The organism is Desulfuromonas sp. (genome assembly GCF_002868845.1).
Classification (GTDB): domain Bacteria; phylum Desulfobacterota; class Desulfuromonadia; order Desulfuromonadales; family BM501; genus BM501.
Genome location: NZ_PKUB01000037.1, coordinates 1 through 3,760 on the forward strand (window position 1 = coordinate 1; position 3,760 = coordinate 3,760).

The following is a 3,760-nucleotide window of genomic DNA, read 5'->3' on the forward strand; positions in this document are numbered from 1 at the left end:
GTTCGGTGTACGTCTGCTTGCACGACCTTCATCGAAGCTACCGTGGCGGTCTCCACCTGCGGTTCGGCCACTAAATAAATAACCGTTGCTCACCTGAACCGGAAAACGGACCCGTCAAGGTCCGTTTTCCGGTTCAAGCCCGATCCCGCCTTCCCTCGACCGGGACCGCCCGAGTGGAGACGAGGGAAAGACCTGTTCCCATACCCCTCCAAACCAACTATAATAAATGTCAAACTCCCTTTTTCAGAGCCATGAAATACTTTTCCGACATCTCCGACTTCCGCAGACAAATCGGCGCCCGGCGCCATCCAGTTGTCTGGATGTGTATGCTCCTCCTGCTCCTTCCAGCGTGCAAGGGCCCGGAGCGAATCGCGCCACTGGCGCCCGGTGCGGTCGTCCTCGCCTTTGGCGACAGCCTGACCTATGGCACCGGCGCCAAAGAGGAGGCATCCTACCCCGCCGTCCTGAAGGCGCTCACCGGCTTCACCGTGGTCAACGCCGGCGTACCGGGGGAGATCTCTGCCGAGGGGCTGCGCCGACTCCCCGCTCTGCTGAAGGCGCACCGGCCCCAGCTGGTGGTCCTCTGCCACGGGGGCAACGACTTTCTGCGCCGCCTCGATCCCCGGCAGACCGAGGCCAACCTGCAGAAGATGGTGGAACTGGCCCGCGCCCACGGGGCCGACGTGGTCCTGGTCGGAGTGCCCCAGTTCGGCCTCTTCCCCCGCGCCGCCCCCTTCTACGAATCGGTCGCCGAAAAGCACCGCCTCCCCTATGCCGAAGAGATCCTCACCGACATCCTCACCGAGCGCAGCCTGAAAAGCGACCCCATCCACCCCAATGCCGAGGGCTACAGGCAACTGGCCGAGGCCCTGACCGCACTCATTCGAAAAGCCCAGGGGGGATAGCCCCACCGAAGGAGGGACCATGCTGCCGTCCAAGCCGAAAAAAGCCTTCGACGCCTTTTACAACACGGTCCGCGACGAAACGATTCTGGACCGCAAGACCACCGCCATCGTCGGCCTCGCCGCGGCCATGGCCGCCGGCTGCTCGCCCTGAATGGACCACTACCTTGGCGTCGCCAGGAAAAGGGGTTTGAACGAGGCTGAGATCGGCGCGATTCAGGGAATTGTCATGGCCGTGGCGGCGGGCAAGGTCAATGCCACCTTCCGCGAGGTGGAGGCCCGGGCAACCGACGGCGGGGACGCATGAAACAAGCGCCTCCACCATTTGAAGACCCGGCCGCCTGGATCAGGGAGACGGTTCGGGATTTCGTGGCAGGCAGCCCCGCCAACACCCTCGGAGACGACAGCGGAGAGCCGTCCTGGGGACCGCCCCTGGTCGGATTCTCCCGGGGAGACGACCCCCTTTACGCGCAGTTCAAGAGCGACATCGGCCCCTTCCTGTGGACCCCCCTGGAGGCCTTCGAGCAGGGCTATCCCGACGGGGACGCGGCGGCGGGCGACCTGGCGGTGATCAGCTACGTCCTTCCCCAGACCGCCGCGACCCGGGCCGACCAGCGCCGGGAATCCGGTGTCCCCTCCGAGCGCTGGACCCGCTCGCGCCATTTCGGCGAAATCTTCAACGAAGAGCTGCGGCGGCATCTGGCGGAAGTCCTCAAGAAAGCCGGCATCCCCGCCGCGGCCCCGGCCCTCTCACCCCTCTTCGACTACCGCATGTCCGACCGTCTCGGCCTGGCCTCCAACTGGTCGGAGCGCCACGCGGCCTACGCCTCGGGCCTGGGCACCTTCGGCCTCTCCGACGGCCTGATCACCGCACGGGGCAAGGCGATGCGCTGCGGATCGGTGGTGGCTCGCATCGCCATCGCCCCCACCCCCCGCCCCTACAAAACGCACACGGACTGGTGCCTGTACTACGCCCGGGGAACTTGCGGGGTCTGCATCAGCCGCTGTCCGGTCGGGGCGATCACCCGCGAAGGCCACGACAAGGCCGGGTGTTTCAAGTACATCCGCGGAGTGACGGCGGTCCATGCCCGGAAGATCCTCGGCATCGACGCCACCCCCTGCGGCCTGTGCCAGGTCGCCATCCCCTGCGAATCGCGCAACCCCCTGGAGACCACGCCTGCCCCCCGCCCGAGGGCCACCACTGACAGCCCCTAAAGAGGTTGACACTGCCCCGTGCGGGTGCTATCAAGGAACGGTTTTCCCACACTTTTTTCACCCCAAGCCGGAGGTTGTGCCAGTGATCAACATCGATTTCGACAAGATGGGCGGGCTGATCCCCGCCATCATCCAGGACCACGAAAACGGCGAAGTGCTGATGGTCGCCTTCATGGACAAGAAGACCCTCGAAAACACTCTGCGCGACGGCAAGACCTGGTTCTTCAGCCGCACCCGCCAAAAGTACTGGATGAAGGGCGAAGAGTCCGGAAACACCCAGGACGTGGTCGAGGTCCTCACCGACTGCGACGCCGACACGGTGGTCATCAAGGTCAAGCAGAACGGCCCCGCCGCCTGCCACACCGGCAACCGCAGCTGCTTCTACGTTCGCTGGGAGGACGGCCAGTGGGTTGAGCACAGCAACCCCCTCTTCGACCCCGACGAAGTCTACAAGAAAAAATAGGGGGGACTCTGCCATGAGCAAGGAACTGAAATTCGGCGTCCCGAAGGGGAGCCTCGAGAACGCCACCGTCGAGCTCTTCAAAAAGGCGGGCTGGAAGATCACCGTTCACTCGCGCAACTACTTCCCGTCCATCGACGACGAGGAGATGAACTGCAAGCTCATCCGCCCCCAGGAAATGAGCAAGTACGTGGAGCGCGGCACCATCGACGTCGGCATCGCCGGCCGTGACTGGGTGCGCGAGAACGACTCGGACGTCATCGAAGTCTGCGAAATGGTCTACTCCAAGGTTTCGCGCCGACCGGCGCGCTGGGTGCTGGTGGTGACCGGGGACTCGAAGGTGCAGAAGCCGGAGGACCTCGCCGGGACGACCATCTCCACCGAACTGGTCGGCTTCACCAAGCGCTACTTCGCCGAGCGTAACATCCCCGTCAACGTGGAGTTCTCCTGGGGCGCCACCGAAGCGAAGGTGGTCGACGGGCTGTGCGAGGCCATCGTCGAGGTGACCGAGACCGGCTCCACCATCAAGGCCAACGGCCTGCGCATCGTTTCCGAACTGATGGAGTCGGTTCCGGTCATGATCGTCAATCAGGCGGCCTGGGCCGACCCCTGGAAGCGCGGCAAGATCGAACGCATCGCCACCATGCTCCAGTCGGCCCTGAGCGCCGAGGGGATGGTCGGGCTGACGCTCAACGCCCCGGGCGACAAGGTCGAGGCGATCACGAAGGTTCTCCCCTCTCTGAACAACCCCACGGTCTCCCACCTCTTCAACTCGGACTGGGTCTCCATCGAGAGCATCCTGCCGGAGAAAGAGGTGCGCCACATCGTCCCCGAACTGATGGAACTCGGAGCCGAGGGGATCGTCGAGTACCCCTTGAACAAGATCATCTGAAAGAGACCTTCCCGCTTCCGAACAGCCGAGGGCGGCCCAATGGGCCGCCCTCGCTTTTTGCTGCTTGAAAAGCCCCTGGAGACCCGGTCCTTTTCCCTTGCCCCGAGATGACCGGGCGAGACCTCCCTTTCCCCCGGCCAAACCGAACCACGCCCCGGAGCGGGATCGACCCTTCGTACGAGAACGCCTGCATCCCGGAACGCCCCTGAACGTGTGTACCTGAGCAACCCTTCAGTGTACCCACCCTACGCAATTTCCTTAATCACACACGGCGCTACCTGCCCATTTATC

At 64.1% G+C, this 3,760-nt stretch carries 5 protein-coding genes; all 5 read left to right on the forward strand.

The window, feature by feature from the left end:
- Window positions 1-251: 251 nt before the first annotated feature.
- The 5 genes from C0617_RS10750 (at window position 252) to hisG (ending at window position 3,469) form a co-directional block, all read left to right on the forward strand.
- Window positions 252-905 (forward strand): arylesterase, encoded by a 654-nt coding sequence (locus C0617_RS10750; protein ID WP_291317027.1) that lies wholly within the window; start codon window positions 252-254, stop codon window positions 903-905.
- Window positions 906-924: 19 nt separating this feature from the next.
- Window positions 925-1,056, forward strand: coding sequence for a hypothetical protein (locus C0617_RS10755; RefSeq protein ID WP_291317028.1), 132 nt, complete (start codon window positions 925-927; stop codon window positions 1,054-1,056).
- A gap of 149 nt (window positions 1,057-1,205) precedes the next feature.
- A complete protein-coding gene (locus tag C0617_RS10760) occupies window positions 1,206-2,117 on the forward strand; it encodes a 4Fe-4S ferredoxin (protein WP_291317029.1) in 912 nt (303 codons plus the stop codon).
- An 82-nt stretch (window positions 2,118-2,199) separates the two neighbouring features.
- Entirely contained in the window at window positions 2,200-2,580 is a 381-nt protein-coding gene (gene hisI / locus C0617_RS10765; protein ID WP_291317030.1) for a phosphoribosyl-AMP cyclohydrolase, read from the forward strand.
- 13 nt (window positions 2,581-2,593) lie between these two features.
- On the forward strand, window positions 2,594-3,469 hold the full coding sequence (gene hisG, locus C0617_RS10770; protein ID WP_291317031.1) for an ATP phosphoribosyltransferase: 876 nt from the start codon (window positions 2,594-2,596) through the stop codon (window positions 3,467-3,469).
- The last annotated feature ends 291 nt before the right edge of the window (window positions 3,470-3,760 follow it).